Source organism: Sphingobium indicum BiD32, from assembly GCF_000382885.1.
In the GTDB taxonomy this organism is placed as follows: Bacteria; Pseudomonadota; Alphaproteobacteria; order Sphingomonadales; family Sphingomonadaceae; genus Sphingobium; species Sphingobium japonicum_C.
Map to the genome: position 1 here is coordinate 23022 of NZ_CAVK010000085.1, position 22518 is coordinate 45539.

Sequence of the window (22518 nt, forward strand, 5' to 3'; positions counted from 1 at the left end):
CATCATGCGTTTTCTGGCTGACATTCCCGACGATGACGTCAAATGGCTTGACCAGCTTGCCCGTGAACAGGGCAAGTCGCGGGCGGCTGTATTGCGGGAAGCGGTGTCGGCCTATCGTCCGCAAACGTCGAAGGATTCGCTGGAGAGGGGCTTTGGCGCGTGGGCGCGGCATGGCGTGTCGGTCGATCGCCAAGAATATGATCGTGCGCGGCGGGCGGAATGGACCCGGCCGTGGGACGATGATTATGACGAAGTCCGCGCCGCATCCCCTGAATATTTCACGGAAGAGGATGACAAGGAGCGGGCGCATTATCTGGCGCTGGCGAAAAAGGCCGCCGAGACGCACCAAAAGAATCGCCCATGAGCGGTTACAGCCTGGACGCCAATATCATCATCGACGCCCTTTTGAATCATGAACCGGCACATCGCGAAATTTCCCGCATAGCCGGCAGCGGCGCGCGCATGTGGATCAGCCGCATGGCGTGGATCGAGATATTGTCCAAAGGCAATGAATCGGCCGTGCGCGAGGTGCTGATGTTTCTGGGGCAGTTCGGCCTGGACGAAATCGATGACGAGATATCGCATCGGGCGGCTGCGCTTCGCCGTGAACGAGCGAGGCTGAAGTCGCCCGACGCGATTATATTGGCGACAGCACAATTGCGCGGCCGCATTCTCGTGACACGCAATACTAAGGATTTTCCGGCAGAGATGCCGGGCATCCGCGTTCCTTATCAAATCTGAAAGGCTCCCCCGGCACATGTGCGGCATCATTGGCATCATCAGCAATAGCGACGTGGCGGAGCGGCTGGTCGATGGTCTCAAGCGGCTGGAATATCGCGGCTATGACAGCGCGGGGGTCGCGACGGTCCATGACGGCGCGATCGAGCGCCGACGGGCAGAGGGGAAGCTCGCCAATCTGGTGAGTGAATTGCGCGACGAGCCGCTGCCCGGCACCACCGGCATCGCCCATACACGCTGGGCGACGCACGGAGCGCCGACGACCAGCAACGCGCACCCCCATGCGACGCGCGAAGTGGCGCTGGTCCACAATGGCATTATCGAGAATTTCAAGCCGCTGCGCGCCGAATTGATGGCGCGGGGGCGCATCTTCGACAGCCAGACCGATACCGAGGTGGTCGCCCATCTGGTGAGCGAGCTGGTGGAGCAGGGGGCGTCGCCCAAGGAGGCGGTGGCACAGGTGCTGCCGCGCCTGCACGGGGCGTTTGCGCTGGCGATATTGTTCCGCAGCCATCCCGACATGCTGATCGGCGCGCGGCTGGGGTCGCCGCTGGTGGTGGGCTATGGCGATGGGGAGACCTATCTGGGGTCGGATGCTTTGGCTTTGGCACCGCTGACGCAGAAGATCGCCTATCTGGAAGAGGGTGACTGGGTCGTCATCACCAAAGATGGCGCGGAGATTTTCGACAAGGATAATGTGCCGGTCGAGCGGCCGGTGACCCTGTCCGGCGTGTCGGGGGCGATGATCGACAAGGGCAATCATCGCCACTTCATGCAGAAAGAGATTTACGAGCAGCCGGTCGTCGTCGCCCAGACGCTGCGCGCCTATCTGCGCCGGATGGAGAATGAGGTCGCCATGCCGGACATGGATTTCGATCTGGGCGCAGTGAAGCGCATCACCATCGTGGCCTGCGGCACCAGCTTCTATGCCGGGATGGTCGCCAAATATTGGTTCGAGAAATTCGCGCGCGTGCCGGTCGACATCGATGTGGCGAGCGAGTTCCGCTATCGCGACCCGGTGCTGGAAAAGGGCGGATTGGCGCTGTTCATCAGCCAGTCGGGTGAGACGGCGGACACGCTGGCGGCGCTGCGCCATGCCAGGGCGGCGGACCAGATCATCGCGGTGGTGGTCAATGTACCGACCAGTTCGATGGCGCGGGAGGCCGACCTGTTGCTGCCGACCCATGCCGGGCCGGAAATCGGCGTGGCGTCGACCAAGGCCTTTACCTGCCAGCTGGCGGTGCTGGCCGCGCTGGCCGCCAATCTGGCGCGGGCCAAGGGGCTGCTGACCCCGGAGGAGGAAGCCGAGATCGTCTGGCACCTGTCCGAAGGGCCCGCCGCGATGAACGAGGCGCTGGGCCATGACGGCGATATCGAGGCGATGGCGCATCTGATCGCGCCGGCGCGCGATGTGCTGTATCTGGGGCGCGGGCCGGACTATCCGATGGCGCTGGAAGGGGCGCTGAAACTCAAGGAAATCAGCTATATCCATGCCGAGGGCTATGCCGCGGGCGAGATGAAGCATGGCCCGATCGCCCTGATCGACGAGGCGGTGCCGGTGATCGTGATCGCGCCGTCAGGCCCGCTGTTCGAGAAAACCGTGAGCAATATGCAGGAAGTGCAGGCGCGCGGCGGCAAGGTGGTGCTGATTTCCGATGCGGAAGGCATCGCACTGGCGGGCGAGGGCTGCATGGCGACAATCGAGATGCCCAAGGTGCATCCGCTGATCGCACCTCTGGTCTATGCGGTGCCGGTGCAATTGCTGGCCTATCATGTCGCGGTGGCCAAGGGGACTGATGTGGACCAGCCACGGAATTTGGCGAAGAGTGTGACGGTGGAGTAGTGGGGAGGGTTATTGCTATCTGACACCATATACGGTATCATATCTGCATGACCAAGGCGGATAAGCTGCTGAACCGGATGTCGCATAATCCCGCAGGGGATTGGACAATATCGGATATCCAGACGCTGTGCGCGCAACTGGGTTGGGCTTGCCTGCCGCCGACAGGGGGCGGGTCGCACTGGAAAGTGGCGGTGCCGGGCAGTGATACAATCCTGACCATTCCGGCCAAGCGCCCGATCAAGCCGGTCTATGTGCGTAAACTGATGGCATTTGTGAAGGACAGCAAGCATGGCTAAAACAAAGGCGCGACAGGCCGATTATGCGATCATGGTCGAGCCATTGTCGGATGCGGATGGCGGCGGCTGGCTGGCGACCGTTCCCGCGCTGCCCGGCTGCATGGGCGATGGCGATACGCCGGAGGCGGCGTTGGTCGATGCGGCGGCGGCGATCACCGAATGGCACGATGCCGCGAAGGCATTGGGGCGCGAGGTTCCTGGTCCTGGCGCGCTCGGCCAGTGGCGGCAGCGCGTGCCACGGTCTCTGCATGAAAAGCTGAAATTCGTGGCTGCGCGGGAGGGCGTGTCGCTTAACGCCTATGTCGCCAATGTGCTGGCCGAGAGTATCGGGCGGGCGGGGTAAGCTGTGGCAGCCTTATACCAGATTGCGGTGATTACGACTGAACATACCGTAAGTCCCCACCAATGCGTGCTGGTATTGCTGGCTATTTGGCTGCGGGCGGTTCTGCGATAAATCCGACTTTCTTAAAACCGGCCCGTTGCGCGGTATAGATCATATGGCCGATACATCGGTACGGAATATCCATGCCACCCACGATGGAGAGAACTCGCCCCTTCTTAACGAGCGGCTTGAGCGTCGCGAGTAGAGCGTCATCCTGCTTTGGCATCAAGAATGATTGATCGCCAACGTTGACACGGCAGATGTCGGGCACTTCAAAAGTGATCGTCAATTGAACGACATCTCTTGACTCGGCTCCGGTAGACGCGCGCCCGATGACTGTCATTGGCAACAGCGCGGCGATGCAGAAAATTGCGGAAATGGCAGATTTACGGAAGCGCATTTTGCCCTTCTAATGTCAGCTATATGAGCAATCAACGTTGGGCGCTGTGGTTTGCGATCTGCACAAGCCCATCACCCACCACCCGGCGAATTATGCCCGCCTGCCGGGACCGGCCCGCCGCTCTGGGCGTGGGCGTGATCGGGGTTGTTGTCCCATTCGATATGATAGAGATCTAAACGGCGGTCGCGCAGGTTGCGGACGGTGCCTTCGGCGCGTGCCCAGCTGAGGTCGGCGAGGTTGACGTCGGCCATGGTCAGGGTTTCGACATTCTCACTGGATTCGGCTGCGATGCCATCGCGCGCGAAGGGCAGGTCGCAGGGGGTCAGGATGGCGCTCTGGGCATATTGGATGTCCATATTATCGACGTTGGGCAGGTTGCCGACATTGCCCGACATGACGACATAGCATTGATTCTCGATCGCGCGGGCCTGCGCGCAGTAGCGCACGCGCATATAGCCGGAGCGGGAGTCGGTGCAGAAGGGGACGAAGATGATGCGCGCGCCCTGATCGACCAGGCGGCGGGCGAGTTCGGGAAATTCGCTGTCGTAACAGATCAGCACGCCGATCGGCCCGCAGTCCGTCTGGATCACGTCGAGTGAATCCCTGCCCTTGATATTCCACCAAAAGGCTTCGTTGGGGGTGGGGTGGATCGTAGCGTTCGGGTCTCAACTGTTAGCCGACCGCAGCTTGTCGCGGATATCTGCGCGGGAGAAGGATCCAGCGAATATTGGCTTCTCCGCTTCACCGTTTGTATAGTTGGTAGTAGCACCGTTAGCCCTCAAGCCGAGCATACGGCACATTTTTTCGCCTTCTTTCGTGTAAGCGACTGCCAAGATCGTGAGGCGCTTTTCTTCATTTGCGTAGAAGGTGTCGTGAATGTGCCAGAGGGTGGCGTTAGCCAGTTTGGGAAACAGTTGGTCAGGCAAGCAACGATATTGCTCCCGAATCCCCAGTGCTAAGATCACGAGATAGCGTGCCTGGCTGTTTTCCGATTCCCGTAGAAGTTGATCGAGCGGTATGCTGTCGTCGGCGACTTTGCCCCATTCGATATCTCTGCCAGTCTTGGCCCGGACCGGCCACATTGCCACCCATCCTGCGATCGTATCCGTCGATTTTTCAATAATGCCGACGAGCCGACGATTGTTGATCTTCTGTGCTTCGAGCGCAACTTCCAAGCTGGGGGTGACATCCGAGAACAGTTCTGCCACGGCGGTGGTATTGAGTTCTTGACTGTCAGCATATGTGTCCAGCACGCGGCACGCAAATCTGCTGGGTGGGATCGACAACTCCATCGGTGCGACCTTTGTCGTCGACCAGAGAAAATGGAGCGCCCAAAATATTAGGCAAACGGTGATCAGCGAAGCCGCAATAATGCCAGTGCCACGAAAATAGGGAACGGCTCGATTGTCGAGTGACAACATCTGTTGGAGGCCGGAGATCAAGCCGATAAGGGTACACAGTAACCCGACGGCAAATAGGAGGCGTGTTCTAGCCGACCGCTCGATCGCGCCCCTGATGCGAGCCTTAAAAAGCAGGAGTTTTGGCAAATCACTCTCTCCGGGACATGAAGACTTTTTCGTTGCCGTCGATCAAATATGGGCGGTTGGAACTTCCTTGGCTGCGTCTGCGATAACTTGGGTGTCGGTCGTGGGCGTGTTCGGCTCACAGCTTTGATCGTTTGGAAATTTGGATTCGATGGTCAGCAGGCAGCATTCGCGAAGAAAGTCCACAAAGTCCTCTGCATAGGTCTGTCCATAGCTAGCCATATGGAATTCTATATCGCTGCGCGTCACCGTGCAAATTTCCAGATTATTGCGATCAACATAACTCATGATAGTATTGAGCCAGTTGCGGGCGATTTCCCTACTACTACCATGGGAGGAGAAGAGCCAAGTTCTGTTGGTGTACTTTGTGAAGTCGTATTTCTTTTCCTTAATCATTTTTTCTATGATGAATTTAACATCACTAGAATAGTTATTTTTTACGAAAAGAAAAGTCTCCTCGAGCGTGTAAATTAGGAGCGAAATCAGGCGATTACGCGAAAGATCTTTCTCGCGCTCCGTGCTAGAAAGCCGTTCGCTGCGTACGCTATTCAGATAATCGATCTCGGTCTTGAGATAATCGCGAAAAATATCATTCAAGAATCGAATATTTGAATGATAACGACCATTGACATATTGCCTGTAGGCGAAAACGGCTGCCGCGAACGCGATGACAACGCTCGAAATGGTCGCGATATTGCCCGCTACCGACCATTGGTCGGTAGTCATATATATAGGCCACAAACCCAACAATGCAGTGGCGTCCTTTGGACTTGCTGCGCCTGCGCAGACAAGGTTACCTGCGGAAACCAACAGGTCTGACGCCACTGCATTCTCCATTCGATAAGCTTTCGGACCTACTTGGCCATTTCGGCTTCGAGGTTGACGCGGATCGTTTCAAAAAACTGTTCCGTGGTCATCCAGGCCTGTTCCGGGCCGATCAGCAGCGCCAGATCCTTGGTCATCGCGCCATCCTCGACGGTCTTGATGCAGACGCGCTCCAGCGTTTCGGCGAACTTGGTGACATCGGGCGTGCCGTCGAACTTGCCGCGGAAGGCGAGACCCTGGGTCCAGGCGAAGATCGACGCGATCGGGTTGGTCGAGGTTGCCTTGCCCTGCTGATGCTGGCGATAGTGGCGGGTGACGGTGCCGTGGGCGGCTTCGGCCTCGACCGTCTTGCCATCGGGCGAGAGCAGAACCGAGGTCATGAGGCCGAGCGAGCCGAAACCCTGCGCGACGGTGTCGGACTGGACGTCGCCGTCATAATTTTTGCAGGCCCAGACGAACTTGCCGCTCCACTTGAGCGCGGAGGCGACCATGTCGTCGATCAGGCGATGCTCATAGACGATGCCCGCCGCCTTGAACTTGTCGGCGAATTCTTCGTCGAACACCTGCTGGAACAGATCCTTGAAGCGGCCGTCATAGGCCTTGAGGATGGTGTTCTTGGTCGACAGATAAAGGGGCCATTTGCGGTCGAGCGCATAATTCATGCTGGCCTTGGCAAAGTCGATGATCGACTGGTCGAGGTTGTACATGCCCATGGCGACGCCGGCGGCGGGGAAGTTGAACACTTCCTTTTCGATTTTCTCACCATTGTCGCCGTCCCACACCATGGTCAGCTTGCCCGCGCTGGGGACCAGGAAGTCGGTCGCCTTATACTGGTCGCCAAAGGCGTGACGGCCGATGACGATGGGGTCGGTCCAGCCGGGGACGAGGCGGGGGACGTTCTTGATGACGATGGGTTCGCGGAACACGACGCCGCCCAGGATATTGCGGATCGTGCCGTTGGGCGACTTCCACATCGACTTGAGGTTGAATTCCTCGACCCGCTGTTCGTCCGGGGTGATCGTGGCGCATTTTACGCCGACACCATATTGCTTGATCGCGTTGGCGGAATCGATCGTGATCTGGTCGTTGGTCTCGTCGCGCTTTTCGACGCTGAGGTCATAATATTTGAGGTCGATGTCGAGATAGGGAAGGATCAGGCGTTCGCGAATCCACTGCCAGATGATCCGGGTCATTTCGTCGCCGTCAATCTCCACGACGGGGTTTTTCACCTTGATCTTCGCCATGCGCCTGTTCGCCTTCTTCACTTTGGGTGGATTTGCGAAACGCCCTAGGCAAAGCGCGGCCAATGTTCAACCGTGCAGGCGGCGATTCTGGCGATGCGGCCAAGGTCGGAATATGGGTGAGGATACATAGCCCGGCATCGGTCGTTGTCAGGGCGAGGGTCTCTCCCTAAAGACGGTGGCTATGGAAAATAACGAGATCACGATCGCTGCTGGCGGCAATATCAAATGGCGGTTCCCCCCGGTTCACCCGGAAGGGGTGAAATTCGGCCTGATTGCTGCGGCCATCACCGGGATTTTCTTCCTGCTCGGCTGGGAAGTGGTCGGCTGGCTGATGCTGATCGTGACGATGTGGGTATTGGCCTTCTTCCGCGATCCCGTGCGGGCTGTGCCGCAGGATGAGGGCGCGATCATTGCGCCGGCCGATGGTCTCGTCACGCTGATCCAGAAGGTGCCGCCGCCGCGCGAGATGGCGGGTGCGGCAGGGCTGGGCGATCAGCCGCTGATCCGCGTGTCGATCTTCATGAGTGTGTTCGACGTCCATATCAATCGCACCCCGATCGGCGGGACGATCAAGTCTGTCGTCTATATTTCCGGCAAATTCCTGAACGCCGACCTGGACAAGGCGAGCGAGGATAATGAGCGGCAGCATATTTTGGTCGAGCGCCATGACGGTGTGCGCGTCGGCTTCACCCAGATTGCGGGTCTGGTGGCGCGGCGGATCGTGCCGTTCGTCAAGCCGGGCGATATGGTTGCCGCGGGGCAGCGCATCGGCCTCATCCGCTTTGGCAGCCGGGTGGACGTCTATCTGCCCGCTGGCACTGCGCCGCGCGTGATCCTGGGCCAGCGGACGGTGGCGGGCGAGACTATCCTCGGCCAGATTGGCGACCGTCGCGTGATCGCGGGTATTCAACAGTGAGGCAGCGCCGCGCCGTGCCCCGGGGTTTGCGCCGTGGGATCACCCTGCGGATGGTCGCACCCAATGCGGTGACGGCGATGGCGCTATGCTTTGGCCTGACCGGCGTGCGTTATGGCATATCGGGCGAATGGGAGCGGGCGGTGCTGTCCATCCTGTTTGCCGGCGTGCTGGACGGCCTGGACGGGCGAATCGCCCGGTTGCTGCGTGGCGAGAGCCGTTTTGGCGCGGAACTGGATTCGCTGTCCGATTCGATTGCGTTTGGTGTGGCCCCTGCGCTGATCCTCTATCTATGGTCGCTGCATGCGATGCCGAAATTCGGCTGGATCTTCGCTTTGGCCCACGCCCTGTCCTGCGCGCTGCGACTGGCGCGGTTCAACGCCAATATCGATGTGGATGTGCAACCCCACAAATCGGCGGGATTCCTGACCGGCGTGCCTGCGCCTGCTGGTGCGGGGCTGGCGTTCGTGCCGCTCTATCTGTGGCTGGTGACGGGAGAGGATATTTTCCGCGCCTGGTATGTCGTGGCACCCTGGGCCGCGTTCATCGCCTTCCTGATGATTTCCAACATTGCGACCTATACCTGGTCGGCGCTGCGGCTGCGCAAGCGGATAAGGTTGGAAGCAATTGCCCTGGCCGGGTTGCTGGCAGCGCTGCTGGTGACCGATCCCTGGCTGACGCTGCTGCTGATCTGTGGCCTCTATGTCGCGCTGATCCCGTTCGGCATCCTGTCCTACGCCAAAGTGCGGCGTCAGCGCGAGGCGGCGGCCGACCCGGCAGCCTGATCCTCCGTCAGGCGGCGAGAATGCCGGTTGACAGGGACGGGGTAGCGCGGCGTGCCGACGGCACGACGCGGGGACGACGAATGCGGACATGATAGACCGGTGCATCCTGCGGGATCGGCTGGAACAGCAAGGCTGCCACCATCTTGTCATGATAGTGGAGAAACATCCACGCGATCGTGCCGACCGCCATCAGGAAGGTCAGAGAAAACAGGGTCACTGCAACGAATGTGAACATGAGATCACTTTCTATCTTGCCATTTGCACGGCTAGTCCCACTATGACGGTGTAAACAGCGGTTATCCGCATTTGTTCCGTCTGTTCACTGTATGTTCCCATCTTTGGTACAAGTCAACCCCTTGCGCAATGTTTCGCGGGTCGTTAAAGGCGCGCCCTATTCCACATGGGAATCGACATATCCGGTGCCGGCAGGGTCTTTGAGGCTCTTTCCCGGTTCCTGATTCCCAGAGGCACAACCGGAAGGAGATTATCTTATGGCGGCACCTGTCGTCACCATGCACCAATTGATCGACGCTGGCGCGCATTTCGGCCACCAGACGCATCGCTGGAATCCGCGCATGAAGCCGTACATCTTTGGCGAGCGCAACGGCATCCACATCCTTGACCTGTCGCAGACCGTGCCTTTGTTCGGCCGCGCGCTCGACTTCGTGTCGTCGACCGTTGCCGCTGGCGGCAAGGTGCTGTTCGTGGGTACCAAGCGCCAGGCGCAGGACCCGATCGCCGACGCGGCGCGCAAGTCCGGCCAGCATTTCGTCAACCATCGCTGGCTGGGCGGGATGCTCACCAACTGGAAAACGATTTCGGGTTCGATCAAGCGTCTCAAGACCCTTGAGGAAAAGCTGTCGGGTGACACCCATGGCTTCACCAAGAAGGAAGTGCTCCAGATGACTCGCGAGCGCGAGAAGCTGGAAATGTCGCTGGGCGGCATCCGCGACATGAACGGCATCCCCGATGTCATGTTCGTGATCGACGCCAACAAGGAAGAACTGGCGATCAAGGAAGCCAACACGCTGGGTATCCCGGTCGTTGCGATCCTCGATTCCAATGTTTCGCCCGACGGCATCGCGTTTCCGGTTCCCGCGAACGACGACGCCAGCCGCGCCATCCGCCTCTATTGCGACGCCATTGCGGCTGCCGCCACCAAGGGCAACCGTGGTGCGCAGCAGGCTTCGGGCGTCGACCTGGGCGCGATGGACGAGCCGCTGGCTGAAGAGGTTGTTGCCGAAGCCTAAAGGCGTCGCACAACTGCAAGAATGACAGGCTAGGGCGCGCTCTTTGTAGAGACGCGCCCTGCCGCTTATTTGAATCACAGACATATTAGGAGCCGAAACATGGCCGATATTACCGCCGCCACCGTCAAGGAACTGCGCGACCGTTCGGGCGCCGGCATGATGGATTGCAAGAAGGCGCTGACCGAAACCAATGGCGACATCGAAGCGGCAACCGACTGGCTGCGCGCCAAGGGTCTGGCCGCCGCGCAGAAGAAGTCGAGCCGCACCGCAGCCGAAGGTCTGGTCGGCGTGGCCGTTTCTGGCACCAAGGGCGTGGCCGTTGAAGTGAACAGCGAAACCGACTTCGTCGCCAAGAACGACCAGTTCCAGGATTTCGTCCGCACCGTGTCCACCATCGCGCTGGAAAGCGGCGTGGCGGATGCTGAAGCGCTGCTGGCGTCACCCTATCCGTCGGGTGGCACTGTGTCCGAAAAGCTGGTCGCCAACATCGCGACCATCGGCGAAAACCAGAATGTCCGCCGCGTGGCGCATGTGTCGGTGAACCAGGGCGTGATCGTCCCCTATGTCCACAACGCGGCCGCCCCCGGTCTGGGCAAGATCGGCGTGCTGGTCGCGCTGGAAGGCGATGCGCCTGCCGCCGTTCTGGAACCGCTGGGCAAGCAGATTGCGATGCACATCGCCGCCGCTTTCCCGCTGGCGCTGTCGGCTGCCGACATTGACCCGGTCCAGCTGGAGCGTGAACGCGCCATCGCGACCGAAAAGGCCGCCGAATCGGGCAAGCCCGCTGAAATCATCGCCAAGATGGTCGATGGCGCGGTGGCCAAATATGCCAAGGAAAACGCGCTGCTGTCGCAGCTGTTCGTGATGGACAACAAGACGCCGATCGCCGACGTGGTGGCCAAGGCTGCCAAGGAAGCGGGCGCGTCGATCACCCTGACCAGCTATGTCCGCTTCCAGTTGGGCGAAGGCATCGAGAAGGAAGTCAGCGACTTTGCCGCCGAAGTCGCGGCGGCCGCTGGCGTCGCCTGACGCATAGTCGGTTCGCTTTCGCGCGCCGGTCGGGAAACTTCTCTCGACAGGCGCGCAGCGAACCGACATGGGGGTGGCGTGAATCGCCAAAACCCCGCTTCACATACTGGCGCGCACTGCTAAGGTGCGCGCCATTTCCTTGCCCAAAACAGATGGGCTTAGAACAGATGGAATTTTGCCCCGCATGACCCGGCCATCCTTCAAGCGCATATTGCTGAAATTGTCGGGCGAGGTGCTGATGGGTTCGGGCCAGTTCGGCATCGATCCCGAAACCGTCGATCGCGTCGCAGGCGAGATTGCCGCGGCGAAGGAAGCCGGGTTCGAGCTGTGCGTCGTGGTGGGCGGCGGCAATATCTTTCGGGGGCTGGCCGGCGCGGCCAAGGGTTTTGACCGCACCAGCGCCGACTATATGGGGATGCTGGCGACCGTCATGAACGCGCTGGCGGTGCAGAATGCGCTGGAGAAGATCGGCTGCGACACGCGCGTCCAGTCGGCAATCCCGATGGCGTCGGTGTGCGAACCCTATATCCGGCGCAAGGCGGTGCGGCATATGGAGAAGGGCCGGATCGTCATCTTTGCGGCGGGCACAGGCAATCCCTTTTTCACCACCGATACGACCGCTGCATTGCGCGCGGCCGAGATGAATTGCGACGCGATCTTCAAGGGCACCAGCGTCGACGGCGTCTATGATGCCGATCCCAAGAAGGTGGCCAGTGCGACCCGTTATGACGAAATCAGTTTCGACCGGGTGCTGACCGACAATCTCAAGGTCATGGATGCCAGCGCCATCGCGCTGTGCCGTGACAATCATATTCCCATCGTTGTGTTCAACATCCGCGAAACCGGCAATCTGGCGACAGTGCTGGCCGGGCAGGGCGTGGCGACGATCGTACAAAATCAGGAGAGCTGACATGGCCCAATATGACAAATCGGACCTGGAACGCCGCATGGCGGGTGCCGTCGAATCGCTCAAGGGCGACCTTTCGGGCCTGCGCACCGGGCGCGCCAATGTGATGCTGCTCGATCCGGTGACGGTGACCGTCTATGGCGCATCGATGCCGCTCAATCAGGTGGCGACCGTCTCTGCCCCCGAACCGCGCATGTTGTCGGTGCAGGTGTGGGACAAGACCAATGTGGGGCCGGTGGACAAGGCGATCCGGTCGGCCGGACTGGGACTGAACCCCATCGTTGACGGGCAGACGTTGCGCCTGCCGATCCCCGACCTGACCGAGGATCGCCGCAAGGAACTGGCCAAGCTGGCGAGCAAATATGCCGAAGCCGCGCGCATTGCGGTGCGCAACGTGCGGCGTGACGGCATGGACAGCCTGAAGGCCGACGAGAAGAAGGGCGAAATCAGCGAGGATGATCGCAAGCGCAAGGAAACCGAGGTCCAGAAGCTGACCGACGGCGTCATTGCGGAACTGGACGCGACCTTTGCGGCCAAGGAAAAGGAAATTCTCGGCCAGTAAGCCGGGAATGTTCCGCCCATGATCCGCGCAACCCCCACCAGCTGATGGCCACGCAAGTCCGGCCCGATGTGCCCCAGCCTGCGCCAGCCCATGGCGCGCGCCATGTTGCCATCATCATGGACGGCAATGGCCGCTGGGCGAAGAAGCGGTTGCTGCCGCGCATAGCGGGGCATCGTGCCGGGGTGGAGGCGGTGCGCCGCGTGTCGCGCGCGGCGCGGGAGATGGGGCTGGAGTGTCTGACGCTCTATGCTTTTTCGTCGGAAAACTGGAAACGGCCGGCGAGCGAAGTCGCCGACCTGATGGGGTTGCTGCGCCACTTCATACAGGCCGATCTGGACGAATTTCATGCCAATGGCGTGCGGTTGCGGATCATCGGCAACTACAAGGCGCTGGAGCCATCGCTGGTCGCGCTGATCGAGGATGCGGTCAAGCGGACGGCGGGCAATAGCGGGCCGATCATCGCGATCGCGCTCAACTATGGTGCGCAGGATGAGATGGTCCGCGCGGCGCAGGCGCTGGCGCAGCGGGTCGTGGCGGGCGAGATCGCCGCCGACGCGATTGGCGTGGGTGATATTGACGCGACGCTCGATACCGCAGACCTGCCGCCGCTCGACCTGCTGATCCGCACGTCGGGAGAGCAGCGGCTGAGCAATTTCATGCTGTGGCAGGCGGCCTATGCCGAACTCTATTTCACCGACATGCTGTGGCCCGATTTCGACGCCAATGCACTCGCGCAGGCGCTGGATGCTTTCCGTTTGAGGGACCGCCGTTTCGGCGGGCTGTGAGCGGCATGGCAAGTGAATTGCGCACCCGCGCCATAGTGGGCGTCGTGCTGATTGCGGTGGCGCTGGGCGCTTTGCTGTCGGGCGGTTTGCTCTTCTGGGTGTTGTTGTCGGTGGCCGGCGTGCTGATGCAGGCCGAATGGGCTGACCTGAGCGGCGTATCGGCGGATCACAAGAAATTGTCCATGTATGCGGTGTCGGTGCCGCTGGCGATTCTTTGTCCGCTGGCGGCAGGCCTGTCCTGGTTTGCGATCGGGCTGCTGGCGGCGGCGTTTCTGTTCGTGATCGGGGCGACGCGATCGGTCGGGCTGGCGCTGGGTGTCCTGTACGTCTGCCTGCCGGTGATGGCATTGCTGTTCCTGCGCGGGCAGACGCCGAACATCTTTGGCCTGACGCTGGCGCTGTGGGCGCTGGCGCTGGTGTGGGCGACCGATATTGGCGCTTATTTTGCGGGCCGGTCGATCGGCGGGCCGAAGCTGGCACCCCGGATCAGCCCGTCCAAGACCTGGTCGGGGCTGGGCGGGGGCGTGCTGGCGGCGTTGCTGATTGGCTTCCTGCTGCACCGCTTTGCCGGGCTACCGATCGAACTGGCGGCGGCCAGTGGCTTGCTGGCGGTGGCGGCGCAGGCGGGCGACCTGCTGGAAAGCGCGATGAAGCGGCGGGCGGGGGTCAAGGATAGCGGATCGCTGCTGCCGGGCCATGGCGGAGTGATGGACCGGCTGGACGGGGTCGCGACCGCCGCGCCGCTGGCGGCCCTGCTCTATCTGCTGCTGGTGCTGCGATGATGCGGAGGGTGTCGATATTCGGCGCGACCGGGTCGGTAGGCCAGTCGACGCTGGACCTGATCCGGCGGGATCGCGACGCCTATGAGATTGTGGCGCTGACGGCGAACAGTGACCTGGACAGTCTGGCGGCGCTGGCGCGGGAGACCGGGGCCAAGGTGGCGGTCATCGGTCAGGAGCGGCTCTATGGGGCGCTGAAGGAAGCGCTGGCCGGGTCCGGGGTCGAGGCGGCGGCGGGCGAGCAGGCGCTGGTCGATGTCGCGGGAGCCGGGGCGGACTGGACGATGGCGGCGATTGTCGGCTGTGCTGGTCTCAGGCCGACGATGGCGGCGCTGAAGGCCGGGGGCACGGTGGCGCTGGCCAACAAGGAGTCGCTGGTGTCGGCTGGTGGCCTGATGATGGCGGCGGCGGGGGTTTCCGGCACGACATTATTGCCGGTGGACAGCGAGCATAATGCGATTTTCCAGTGCCTTGCTGGCAGTCGTTTGGAAGATGTCGCAAGAATAACCCTGACCGCCAGTGGCGGGCCGTTCCGCACCCGCAGCCGGGCCGAGATGGCGAATATCACCCCTGCGCAGGCAGTGGCGCATCCCAACTGGTCGATGGGCGCCAAGATCAGCGTCGACAGTGCGACGATGATGAACAAGGGGCTGGAACTGATTGAAGCGGCGCATCTTTTTCCGGTCGGCCTCGATCGGATCGAGATACTCGTCCACCCGCAATCGGTGATCCATTCGATGGTCGAATATCGCGACCGGTCGACGCTGGCGCAGCTGGGGTCACCCGACATGCGGATACCGATCGCCCATGCGCTGGCCTGGCCGCAGCGGATCGCGACGCCCTGCCTGCCGCTCGATCTGGCGCGGATCGGGCGGCTGGATTTCGAGGCGCCCGATGAGGTGCGCTTCCCGGCGCTGCGCCTGACGCGCGAGGCGGCGGCGGCGGGCGGGGCGGTTCCGGCGATCCTGAACGCGGCAAATGAGGTCGCCGTTGCGGCGTTTCTGGGCGGGGCGATCGGCTTCCTTGATATCGCCATGATTGTGGAGGAGGTGTTGACCCGCTATAGCGCGCCCATGCCCACCACGATCGACGATGTGCTGGCGGCCGACGCCGGGGCGCGTGCCATGGCGGGCGATGTGATGGAAAGATTGACGGTTTGATCCAAAATCCCGGTTTTGTGCTGACCCTCCTGGCATTTGTGGCGGTCATCGGGCCGCTCGTTTTCGTGCATGAGCTGGGCCATTATCTGGTCGGACGCTGGTGCGGGGTGAAGGCGGAGGCGTTTTCGATCGGCTTCGGGCCGGAGCTGTTCGCCTGGGTGGACAAGCGCGGCACACGCTGGCGCGTCGCGGCGCTGCCGCTGGGTGGCTATGTCCGCTTCAAGGGCGACATGAATGCAGCGAGCATGACCGATCCGGCCTGGCTGGAACTGCCCGCCGCCGAACGGGCGCAGAGCTTTCCGTCCAAGCCGCTGTGGCAGCGCGCGGCGATTGTCGCAGCGGGACCGGCGATCAATTTCCTGTTCGCTATCCTGATATTGGCGACATTCGCCTTCGTGCATGGCGAGAGCCGGACGCCTGCGGTCGCGGGACAGGTTCAGCCGGGCAGTGCGGCTGCGGCGTCGGGGATATTGCCGGGCGACCGGATCGTGTCGCTGGGTGGGCGCGAAATGGCGACGTTCGACGATATTCGCCTTTATGCGCAGATCCGCCCTGGCGAAACGGTCGCCATGGTGATCGAGCGCGATGGCAAGATATTTGCGAAAGACGGCAAGATCGGTAGCGTGACCGAGGATGACGGCTTTGGTAACAAGTTCCAGATCGGACGGCTGGGCCTGGCCCCCGGCGATCCGGTGATCGAGCCGGTCAGCCTGCTGCGCGCACCGGTCGTCGCGGTGGAGCGGACGGGACAGATTGTCCGCACCATGGTCGAGACGATGGGCCAGATCATCAGCGGCGGCCGGTCGGTCAAGGAATTGGGCGGGCCGCTCAAGATCGCACAGGTTTCCGGGCAGGCGGCGACGCTGGGGCTGGAAAGCTTCATCTTCTTTGCCGCGCTTATCTCGATTAACTTGGGGTTCATCAACTTGTTGCCAATCCCGATGCTGGATGGCGGGCATCTGCTGTTTTACGGGATAGAGGCTGTGCAGCGGCGGCCGGTCAGCGAACGGGTGCAGGAATGGGCCTATCGGTCGGGTCTGGCGGTGCTGCTGACCATGATGGTGCTGGTGACTTTCAACGATTTGTCGTCTTTCGGACTGTGGAAAAGCCTGTCCGGCTTGATCGGCTGAGCCGCTTCGGGCAGGGAGACGCGGTTTGGCGTCGTCTGTGTCGGCGGAAACAATTTTATATGGTTTGAGGTGATGCGGGTGACAGCGATGATGAGCAGCAAGAGGCAGCGCCCGGTCGTCACGGCCCTGTTGGCGACGACGATGATCGCTGGCTTGGCGACGGTTCCGGTGATGGCGCAGCAGGCCGCTGCGCCCGCGCGGACGCTGGCTCCGCCGGTTGCCCCTGCGCCGGTCGGTACGATCCGCGCGATCACCGTCACCGGCACCCAGCGGCTGGAGCCGGACACGATCCTGTCCTACACCAAGCTGCGCATTGGCCAGCCCTTTACCCAGGAAACGCTCGATCAGGGTCTGCGCGATCTGTATGAGACCGAACTGTTCGCCGACGTCCAGATCCGCAACGACAATGGTACGCTGACGGTCGAGGTGAAGGAAAATCCGGTCATCAACCGCATCGTGCTGGAAGGCAATAAGCGGCTGAAAGAGGATAAGATCCGGCCGGAGATCAAGCTGGCTCCGCGCCAGATTTACACCCGGTCGAAGGTTCGCGCCGACGTGGCCCGCATCATCGAGCTGTATCGCCGTCAGGGCCGCTTTGCCGCCAGCGTCGAACCCAAGATGGTGCAGCTGGACCAGAATCGCGTCGATATCGTCTTTGAAATTACCGAAGGGCCGAAATCCAAGGTCCGCCAGATCAACATCATCGGTAACGAAAAGTTCAAGGACGGCGCGCTGCGCAGCCAGATGGTGACCAAACAGTCGCGCTGGTTCCGGCTGTTTTCGTCGGGCACCAGCTATGATCCCGATCGTCTGGCCTATGACCAGCAGAAGCTGCGGCAATATTATCTGACCGAGGGCTATGCCGATTTCCGCGTGATTTCTGCGGTGGCGGAACTGACCCCGGACAAGCAGGACTTCATCATCACCTATGTGGTGGAGGAAGGCGACCGCTACAAATTTGGTGACGTGAAGGTCGAATCGGACATTCGCGACCTGTCGGGCGATGGCCTGACCAAGCGGTTGCCGATGAAGAAGGGCGACTGGTACAACGCCAAGCAGGTCGAGGATACGGTCGATACGCTGAGCGAGACGGCGGGCCTGTTCGGCTATGCGTTCGCCGATGTGTCGCCCGATTTCCAGCGCGACAAAGATACGCTGACGATGGGGATCAATTTCCGCATCGCCAATGCGCCGCGCGTCTATGTCGAGCGGGTGGACATCAACGGCAATACGCTGACGCAGGACAAGGTGGTGCGCCGCGAATTCCGTCTGGCCGAAGGGGACGCCTTCAACAGCTTCCTGGTCAAGCGGTCGAAGGACCGGATCAATTCGCTGGGCTTCTTCCAGGAGAAGCTGGACGTGGAGCAGAAGCCGGGTTCGGCGCCTGACCGCATCATCCTGGAAACCAATGTGCAGGAAAAATCGACCGGCGAATTGTCGCTGTCGGCCGGTTTCTCGTCGCTGGAACGCTTCATCGTGTCAGCCTCGATCACCCAGCGCAATTTCCGGGGCAAGGGCCAGGAACTGCGCACATCGGTCAATTATTCGGCCTATAGCAAATCAGTGGAAGTGGGCTTTACCGAGCCCTATTTCATGGACAAGAATATCGCGCTGGGCGGCGACATTTATCGGCGTGATTTGAACAGCTTCCGCTATCTGACCAATAATGACCGCGATACGACCTATGAGCAGACGACGACGGGCTTCCAGATCCGCGCGGGCGTGCCGATCACCGAGTTCATGTCGCTGGCGCTGCGCTACAGCCTTAATCTGGACGATGTGACGCTCGACAGGGATACTTATTATTCCGACACCAATGGCGATGGTATCACCGAATGCGATCCGTTGCTGGCTGGCCGTTATCTGTGCGATGCAATCGGCAAGCGGACGACATCGTCGCTGGGCTATTCGTTGATCTACGACACGCGCGACAATCGTATTCGTCCGACGCGCGGCCACAATGTCGTGCTGAGCCAGGATTTTGCAGGGCTGGGCGGTAGCGTCAAATATGTTCGCACCCGCCTGAATGCGTCCAAATTCTTCCCGCTGGGCAGTGGCTTCATCTTCTCGATCACCGGGGAGGGTGGCTATATTCACAGCCTGGAAGGCGAACGTCTGGATTCGACGGGTCAGTCGGTCGACAAGATTCGCCTGACCGACCGTTTCTTCCTGGGTGAGCCGCAATTTCGTGGCTTCGACATTCGTGGTGTCGGCCCGCGCGTGAAACGTTTTTACCTGACGGCAGAGACGGATGCGAACGGCAACACCACCGGATACGTCAAGAATACCGATAATAATAATGTGTCGGACGACGCGCTGGGCGGCAAAATCTATTATCTGGCCCGCGCCGAAGTTGAAATTCCGCTAGGGTCGGGCGCACGCGAAATGGGCCTGCGCCCATCCGTATTCATGGATGCAGGTGCCGTAGCCGGGCTGAAAAATCCCGGTACGATAGCCTTTTCCGGCTATTGTTCGCCCACATCGGGAACCGGTGCTGCGGTCAGAGCGGGCGGGACGCCCTATGCCCCGACCTGCGATGTCAACTATACCTTCTCCGGCGGCAATTTCGTGGAAGAATATCTCGGCGATACGCTCAAGCCACGCCTGTCGGTGGGCTTTGGCGTCAACTGGAACTCGCCCTTCGGTCCATTCCGCATCGATATCGCCAAAGCCCTGCTCAAGGAGCCGGGCGACGACAACAAGCTCATCACCTTCAACGTAGGGACTCAATTCTGATGAAGACCATTTTTAAGGCTGCGGCGCTCGTTTTCGCGCCGATGACTGCCATCGCTCTGACCGCCGTTCCCGCCGCTGCCCAGTCCAAGATGGGTATCGCCGTCGCCGACCTGCAGCGCGCGGTTGGCACCAGCGCGGCCTATACCGTCGCCCGCACCCAGATGCAGACGACCTACAAGCCGCAGATCGACGCATTCAATGCGCGCAAGACGGCGATCGACGCTGACCTCAAGACCAAGGGCGATGCCATCCAGGCGGCGCTGACCGCCGCTGGCAACAAGCCGACCCCGGCGATCGAGACCCAGTATCAGGCGTTCCAGCAGTCGCAGCAGACCGCGCAGGCCGAATTGCAGCGCATGGGCCAGCCGATCGCTTTGGCCAACGCCTATGTCGAGGAACAGATCACGGCCAAGCTGTCCGATGCGCTGAAGGCGGCCATGGCGAAGGCCAAGGTTGATCTGGTGCTGGCCCCCGACGCGACCGTATCCTACCAGCCGACCGTGGACATCACCGCCGCTGTGGTGACCGAAATCAATGCGCTGGTCCCCAGCGTGTCGATCACCCCGCCCGCCGGCTGGCAGCCGGGCCGTCAGGGGCAGGCCGCACCGGCCAATCCGGCGCAGGCTCCCAAGTCGCGCTGATCCAGCATGACGGGGGAAGTTGAAAACACAGGCGCGCGTGGCCCGATGGATGTCCGTCGGGTCATGGCCGCGCTGCCGCATCGTTACCCGATGCTGCTGATCGACCGCGTGGTTTCTCTGGTGGTCAACCAGTCGATCCACGCGATCAAGGCGGTGTCGGTGAACGAACCCTTTTTCCAGGGCCATTTCCCGACCCGGCCGATCATGCCGGGCGTGCTGATCATCGAAGCGATGGCGCAGGCGGCGGGCGTGCTGGCGGTGGAATCGATGAATTTGACCGATTCGGGCAAGCTCGTCTATTTCATGAGCATCGACGGCGCGAAGTTCCGCTCACCGGTGGAGCCGGGCTGCCTGCTCGACCTGCATGTCGAGGTGACGCAGAACCGGGGCGCGATCTGCAAATTCGCGGGCAAGGCGATGCTGGGCGACAAACTGGCCGCCGAGGCGCAGTTCGTCGCGATGATCAGCGACCCACCCAAGGATTGAGGGCGACGGCGCGGGGCGGCGCATCGCGCTTGCCATGGCGCGCCAAACCCGCTAACGGCGCGCCTTCGCACTTTTCCCGCATCCACAGCCGGTCGGAACCGGCGCACTACGGAGCATGAAGCCATGAAGGCCGATATTCACCCCGATTACCACATGATCACCGTCCAGATGACCGACGGTACGACGTTCCAGACCCGTTCGACCTGGGGCAAGGAAGGCGACAAGATGGCGCTCGATATCGACCCCAAGTCGCATCCGGCATGGATCGGTGGCCAGCGTCAGCTGGATCAGGGCGGCCAGGTGGCGCGCTTCAACAAGCGCTTTGGCGGCCTGACGCTGAAGAAATAATCGGCCTTGTAGGTTGAATGAAAAGGGCGCCCGATGTGGCGCCCTTTTTTTGTTTCTGCTCCCCTCCCGCTTGCGGGAGGGGGACTTACTAAGCCCGGTCCGCGTCCAGAAACTTGGCGACATCGTCCAGCACGACGTCCTTTGACAGGAAGGTCTGGCCGATTCCGCGCGCGAGGAGGAATGGGAGGGTGCCGGCCGCCATCTTCTTGTCGTGGAGCATATGGCCGACCAGCGCCACGCCATTGGCAGTGACATGGGCGGTGGCGAGGTCGTGGGGCAGGCCGACGGCGCGCAGATGCGCGGTGACGCGGTCGGCGTCGGATTGCGGGCAAAGGCCCAGCCGTGCGGAATAGCGGAACGCGAGCGCCATGCCCGCGGCGACGCCCTCGCCATGGAGCAGCGTATCGCAAAAGCCGGTGTCGGCTTCCAATGCATGGCCGAAGGTGTGGCCAAGGTTGAGCAGGGCGCGGCGGCCCGATGTCTCGCGCTCGTCATCGGCGACGATCGCGGCCTTGGCACGGACGCTGCGCTCAATGGCGATGGTGCGGGCGTCGGGGTCACCGGCGAGCAGCGCCTGCGCATTGGCTTCGCACCAGCCGAAGAAATCGGGATCGTCGATCAGGCCATATTTGACGATTTCGGCATAGCCGGCGCGGGTTTCGCGCGGGGGCAGGCTGTCGAGGGTCGAGGGGTCGATCAAGACCAGGGCGGGCTGGTAGAAGCTGCCGATGAGATTCTTGCCCGCCGCTGTGTTGATCGCAGTCTTGCCGCCGACCGACGAATCGACCTGGGCCAGCAGGGTGGTCGGCACCTGGATGAAGTGGCAGCCGCGCTTGAGGATGGAGGCGGCAAAGCCGACGAGATCGCCGATCACGCCGCCGCCCAGCGCCACGACATGGTCGCCGCGCTCGATTTCGAGCGCCAGCAGCGCGTCGAGCAATTGTTCCAGATGTTGCCAGCTCTTGGTCTGTTCGCCCGGTGGCAGGATGATGGGTTCGAGCGTGACGTTCGCGCGGCGCAGGCTGGCATCGAGCCGGGGAAGCTGGGCGGCGGCGACATGGGCGTCGGTGACGACGACCAGCCGGCCTTTGCGGGCATAGGGGGCGAGGATGTCGCCCGCGCGGTCGAGCCCGCCCTGTTCGACGATGATATTGTAGCTGCGCGCGCCGAGCGCGACCGGGACTATTGCCATTCCGTCAGATGCTCCATGATGCGGTCGACCGTGATGTCATGCGGGGCGGCGATGCTCTTCACATGAATGGGCGCGAGCGCGTAAACCGGATTGCGGACCGCCGCCAGTTCGGTCAGCACCGTGCGGGGATCGCGATCCTTGAGCAGGGGGCGGCCTTCGCGGCGGGACACGCGATCGACCAGCACGTCGATGTCGGCGTCCAGCCAGATGGCGGTCGCCTGATCCAGTATCAGTGCGCGGGTATCATCCTGCATGAAGGCGCCGCCGCCGGTTGCGATCACCTTGGGCGCGCCATCCATCAGTCGGGCGATGACGCGGCGTTCGCCGTCGCGGAAATGGGATTCGCCATAGCGGGCGAAAATTTCGGTGATCGAAAGTCCGGCGGCTTTCTCAATCTCCTCATCGGCATCGACGAAAGTCACGCCCAGCCGGGCGGCGAGCCGCCGTCCAACGGTGGATTTGCCCACGCCCATCATGCCCACCAGGACGATGGGACCGCGCTTGGCGTAGGTTGCCGGGAATTTGCTGTTTCGCTGCATGGCG

General features: G+C 61.7%; 25 protein-coding genes and 2 pseudogenes. 19 read left to right on the forward strand and 8 right to left on the reverse strand.

The features are described 5' to 3' along the window. Positions 1 to 4 precede the first annotated feature (4 nt). From EBBID32_RS09250 to EBBID32_RS09270, 5 genes are read left to right on the forward strand one after another with little or no spacing between them, the layout of a single operon-like run. On the forward strand, positions 5 to 364 hold the full coding sequence (locus EBBID32_RS09250) for a ribbon-helix-helix domain-containing protein (protein ID WP_006954661.1): 360 nt from the start codon (positions 5 to 7) through the stop codon (positions 362 to 364). Next, positions 361 to 741, forward strand: coding sequence for a PIN domain-containing protein (locus EBBID32_RS09255; protein WP_006954663.1), 381 nt, complete (start codon positions 361 to 363; stop codon positions 739 to 741). The genes EBBID32_RS09250 and EBBID32_RS09255 overlap by 4 nt, the downstream gene beginning before the upstream one ends. Before the next feature lie 16 nt (positions 742 to 757). Then, a complete protein-coding gene (gene glmS, locus EBBID32_RS09260) occupies positions 758 to 2581 on the forward strand; it encodes a glutamine--fructose-6-phosphate transaminase (isomerizing) (protein ID WP_006954665.1) in 1824 nt (607 codons plus the stop codon). 47 nt (positions 2582 to 2628) lie between these two features. After that, on the forward strand, positions 2629 to 2877 hold the full coding sequence (locus EBBID32_RS09265; RefSeq protein ID WP_006954668.1) for a hypothetical protein: 249 nt from the start codon (positions 2629 to 2631) through the stop codon (positions 2875 to 2877). Then, the gene (locus EBBID32_RS09270) at positions 2870 to 3220 is read left to right on the forward strand and encodes a type II toxin-antitoxin system HicB family antitoxin (protein ID WP_006954669.1); all 351 of its coding nucleotides are present in this window, start codon (positions 2870 to 2872) and stop codon (positions 3218 to 3220) included. The genes EBBID32_RS09265 and EBBID32_RS09270 overlap by 8 nt, the downstream gene beginning before the upstream one ends. A gap of 82 nt (positions 3221 to 3302) precedes the next feature. On the opposite strand, the pseudogene EBBID32_RS24860 reads toward EBBID32_RS09270, so the two are convergent. The 5 genes and pseudogenes from EBBID32_RS24860 to EBBID32_RS09295 all read right to left on the reverse strand — a co-directional run. Further along, a pseudogene (locus EBBID32_RS24860) lies at positions 3303 to 3401 on the reverse strand (biopolymer transporter ExbD); the annotation flags it as partial. A gap of 329 nt (positions 3402 to 3730) precedes the next feature. Further along, a pseudogene (locus EBBID32_RS09280) lies at positions 3731 to 4309 on the reverse strand (nitrilase-related carbon-nitrogen hydrolase); the annotation flags it as partial. Positions 4310 to 4324: 15 nt separating this feature from the next. Beyond that, on the reverse strand, positions 4325 to 5206 hold the full coding sequence (locus EBBID32_RS09285) for a hypothetical protein (protein ID WP_037489986.1): 882 nt from the start codon (positions 5204 to 5206) through the stop codon (positions 4325 to 4327). 42 nt (positions 5207 to 5248) lie between these two features. Beyond that, positions 5249 to 6028 (reverse strand): hypothetical protein, encoded by a 780-nt coding sequence (locus EBBID32_RS09290; RefSeq protein WP_231382157.1) that lies wholly within the window; start codon positions 6026 to 6028, stop codon positions 5249 to 5251. 29 nt (positions 6029 to 6057) lie between these two features. After that, positions 6058 to 7272 carry an NADP-dependent isocitrate dehydrogenase gene (locus EBBID32_RS09295; protein WP_006954680.1) on the reverse strand — a complete coding sequence of 405 codons (1215 nt, stop codon included), beginning with the start codon at positions 7270 to 7272 and terminating at the stop codon, positions 6058 to 6060. A 181-nt stretch (positions 7273 to 7453) separates the two neighbouring features. On the opposite strand from EBBID32_RS09295, the gene EBBID32_RS09300 reads away from it, so the two are divergent. After that, positions 7454 to 8188, forward strand: coding sequence for a phosphatidylserine decarboxylase (locus tag EBBID32_RS09300; protein ID WP_006954682.1), 735 nt, complete (start codon positions 7454 to 7456; stop codon positions 8186 to 8188). Positions 8189 to 8238: 50 nt separating this feature from the next. Then, positions 8239 to 8970 carry a CDP-alcohol phosphatidyltransferase family protein gene (locus EBBID32_RS09305; protein WP_006954684.1) on the forward strand — a complete coding sequence of 244 codons (732 nt, stop codon included), beginning with the start codon at positions 8239 to 8241 and terminating at the stop codon, positions 8968 to 8970. A 7-nt stretch (positions 8971 to 8977) separates the two neighbouring features. Here EBBID32_RS09305 and EBBID32_RS09310 read toward each other — a convergent pair whose 3' ends face one another. After that, entirely contained in the window at positions 8978 to 9205 is a 228-nt protein-coding gene (locus tag EBBID32_RS09310) for a hypothetical protein (RefSeq protein WP_006954686.1), read from the reverse strand. Between the two features lie 256 nt (positions 9206 to 9461). On the opposite strand from EBBID32_RS09310, the gene rpsB reads away from it, so the two are divergent. From rpsB to rpmE, 12 genes are all read left to right on the forward strand, one after another. Beyond that, positions 9462 to 10220 carry a 30S ribosomal protein S2 gene (rpsB, locus tag EBBID32_RS09315; RefSeq protein WP_006954689.1) on the forward strand — a complete coding sequence of 253 codons (759 nt, stop codon included), beginning with the start codon at positions 9462 to 9464 and terminating at the stop codon, positions 10218 to 10220. A 99-nt stretch (positions 10221 to 10319) separates the two neighbouring features. After that, complete coding sequence (gene tsf / locus EBBID32_RS09320) at positions 10320 to 11249, forward strand: translation elongation factor Ts (RefSeq protein ID WP_006954691.1); 930 nt, start codon at positions 10320 to 10322, stop codon at positions 11247 to 11249. Between the two features lie 184 nt (positions 11250 to 11433). Then, the gene (gene pyrH / locus EBBID32_RS09325) at positions 11434 to 12159 is read left to right on the forward strand and encodes a UMP kinase (protein ID WP_006954692.1); all 726 of its coding nucleotides are present in this window, start codon (positions 11434 to 11436) and stop codon (positions 12157 to 12159) included. Position 12160: 1 nt separating this feature from the next. Continuing rightward, complete coding sequence (gene frr / locus EBBID32_RS09330) at positions 12161 to 12718, forward strand: ribosome recycling factor (RefSeq protein ID WP_006954695.1); 558 nt, start codon at positions 12161 to 12163, stop codon at positions 12716 to 12718. 44 nt (positions 12719 to 12762) lie between these two features. Further along, entirely contained in the window at positions 12763 to 13503 is a 741-nt protein-coding gene (locus EBBID32_RS09335; RefSeq protein ID WP_006954699.1) for an isoprenyl transferase, read from the forward strand. Between the two features lie 5 nt (positions 13504 to 13508). Next, positions 13509 to 14285: a phosphatidate cytidylyltransferase gene (locus EBBID32_RS09340; RefSeq protein ID WP_006954701.1), complete on the forward strand. Its 777-nt coding sequence runs from the start codon at positions 13509 to 13511 to the stop codon at positions 14283 to 14285. Next, complete coding sequence (locus EBBID32_RS09345) at positions 14285 to 15442, forward strand: 1-deoxy-D-xylulose-5-phosphate reductoisomerase (protein ID WP_037490015.1); 1158 nt, start codon at positions 14285 to 14287, stop codon at positions 15440 to 15442. Before EBBID32_RS09340 ends, EBBID32_RS09345 begins: the two co-directional genes overlap by 1 nt. Next, positions 15439 to 16572: an RIP metalloprotease RseP gene (gene rseP, locus EBBID32_RS09350; RefSeq protein WP_006954705.1), complete on the forward strand. Its 1134-nt coding sequence runs from the start codon at positions 15439 to 15441 to the stop codon at positions 16570 to 16572. Before EBBID32_RS09345 ends, rseP begins: the two co-directional genes overlap by 4 nt. An 87-nt stretch (positions 16573 to 16659) precedes the next feature. Continuing rightward, entirely contained in the window at positions 16660 to 19308 is a 2649-nt protein-coding gene (bamA, locus tag EBBID32_RS09355) for an outer membrane protein assembly factor BamA (protein ID WP_196805626.1), read from the forward strand. Continuing rightward, the gene (locus EBBID32_RS09360; protein WP_006954709.1) at positions 19308 to 19949 is read left to right on the forward strand and encodes an OmpH family outer membrane protein; all 642 of its coding nucleotides are present in this window, start codon (positions 19308 to 19310) and stop codon (positions 19947 to 19949) included. Before bamA ends, EBBID32_RS09360 begins: the two co-directional genes overlap by 1 nt. 6 nt (positions 19950 to 19955) lie before the next feature. After that, positions 19956 to 20435 carry a 3-hydroxyacyl-ACP dehydratase FabZ gene (gene fabZ, locus EBBID32_RS09365; protein WP_037489994.1) on the forward strand — a complete coding sequence of 160 codons (480 nt, stop codon included), beginning with the start codon at positions 19956 to 19958 and terminating at the stop codon, positions 20433 to 20435. Positions 20436 to 20558: 123 nt separating this feature from the next. Then, the gene (gene rpmE, locus EBBID32_RS09370) at positions 20559 to 20783 is read left to right on the forward strand and encodes a 50S ribosomal protein L31 (RefSeq protein WP_006954711.1); all 225 of its coding nucleotides are present in this window, start codon (positions 20559 to 20561) and stop codon (positions 20781 to 20783) included. An 88-nt stretch (positions 20784 to 20871) separates the two neighbouring features. Here the strand turns inward: rpmE and aroB are convergent, their stop codons facing one another. Together aroB and EBBID32_RS09380 are read right to left on the reverse strand one after the other, a co-directional pair. After that, positions 20872 to 21975 (reverse strand): 3-dehydroquinate synthase, encoded by a 1104-nt coding sequence (gene aroB, locus EBBID32_RS09375; protein WP_006954715.1) that lies wholly within the window; start codon positions 21973 to 21975, stop codon positions 20872 to 20874. Beyond that, on the reverse strand, positions 21966 to 22514 hold the full coding sequence (locus EBBID32_RS09380; RefSeq protein WP_037490016.1) for a shikimate kinase: 549 nt from the start codon (positions 22512 to 22514) through the stop codon (positions 21966 to 21968). Before EBBID32_RS09380 ends, aroB begins: the two co-directional genes overlap by 10 nt. Between the last annotated feature and the right edge of the window lie 4 nt (positions 22515 to 22518).